At 66.3% G+C, this 1304-nt stretch carries 1 protein-coding gene; it reads right to left on the reverse strand.

The window, feature by feature from the left end:
• Positions 1-1300 (reverse strand): aldehyde dehydrogenase (locus ACPYOG_RS19140; RefSeq protein WP_481295724.1); only part of this gene is annotated, 1300 nt, incomplete at its 3' end.
• Positions 1301-1304 lie beyond the last annotated feature (4 nt).

Below are 1304 nucleotides of genomic sequence, written 5' to 3' on the forward strand. Positions count from 1 at the left end.
CCAGGTCGCGTGTCCACAGGTAGGCGGCCAGGCCGTAACGCACCCCGTTGGCAAGCTCCAACGCCTGTTCGTCGGTGTCGAACGGGGTGATCGTAACGACCGGGCCGAAGATCTCCTCCTGGAAGATCCGCGCCTCGGGCGCCACATCGACGAAAACGGTCGGCGCGATGTAGTTGCCCTCAGCCAACCCGGCCGGGCGGCCGCCGCCGGCGACCAGCCGGCCCTCCCGCTTGCCCAGCTCGACATAGCTCAACACCTTCTCGTAATGCTCCGGATGCACCAGCGCACCGACCTCGGTCGCCGGGTCATGCGGGTCCCCGACCACGATGTTCTTCGCCCGCTCCGCATACCGCGAAACGAACTCCTCATAAATCGGCCGCTCCACCAAGATGCGGGAACCGGCCGTGCAGCGCTCCCCGTTCAACGAGAACACCCCGAACAAGGTGGAATCGATCGCAGCATCCAGGTCGGCATCCGCGAACACCACGGCAGGGGACTTCCCGCCGAGCTCCATCGAGAGACCCTTCAGGAACGGGGCGGCGTTGGCGAAGATGAGCTGCCCGGTGCGGCTCTCACCCGTGAACGAGATCAACGGCACATCCGGATGCTTCACCAACGCATCCCCGGCCTCCTCACCCAGCCCGTTGACCAGGTTGAACACCCCATCCGGCACCCCCGCAGCACGGAAGATCTCCGCCCACAAGCTTGCCGAGAGCGGTGTGAACTCGGCCGGCTTGAGCACGACCGTGTTCCCAGTCGCCAACGCCGGAGCCAGCTTCCAGCTCTCCAACATGAACGGCGTGTTCCACGGCGTGATCAGCCCCGCCACGCCGATCGGCTTACGGTTCACATAATTCAGCTGGCTCCCCGGGACCTTGTAGGCGTCATCCGCCTGCGCCACCACCAAGTCGGCGAAGAACCGGAAATTCTCCGCCGCCCGCCGCGCCTGGCCCAACGCCTGCGTGATCGGCAGACCCGTGTCGAACGTCTCCAGCTCGGCAAGCCGCGCATCCTGAGCCTCCACGGCATCCGCGATCCGATTCAGGACGCGCGCACGATCCCGCGGCTTCATCCGCGGCCACGGGCCGTCGCGGAAGGCGCGCTTCGCGGCGGCGACCGCGAGGTCGATGTCCTCCTTCTGCCCGGCGGCCGCCTGGACGTACGTCTCGTTCGACACCGGATCCAACACGTCGAAGGTGGCGCCGGACACACTGTCGACGAACGCGCCATCGATGAAGTGCTGGATCCTCCCAGGCAGATTCTCCGGGATGTGATGAGTGGATACGGTGTGCTGCGCCATGCGC

This window comes from Leifsonia sp. HAY1-4F (genome assembly GCF_056755275.1).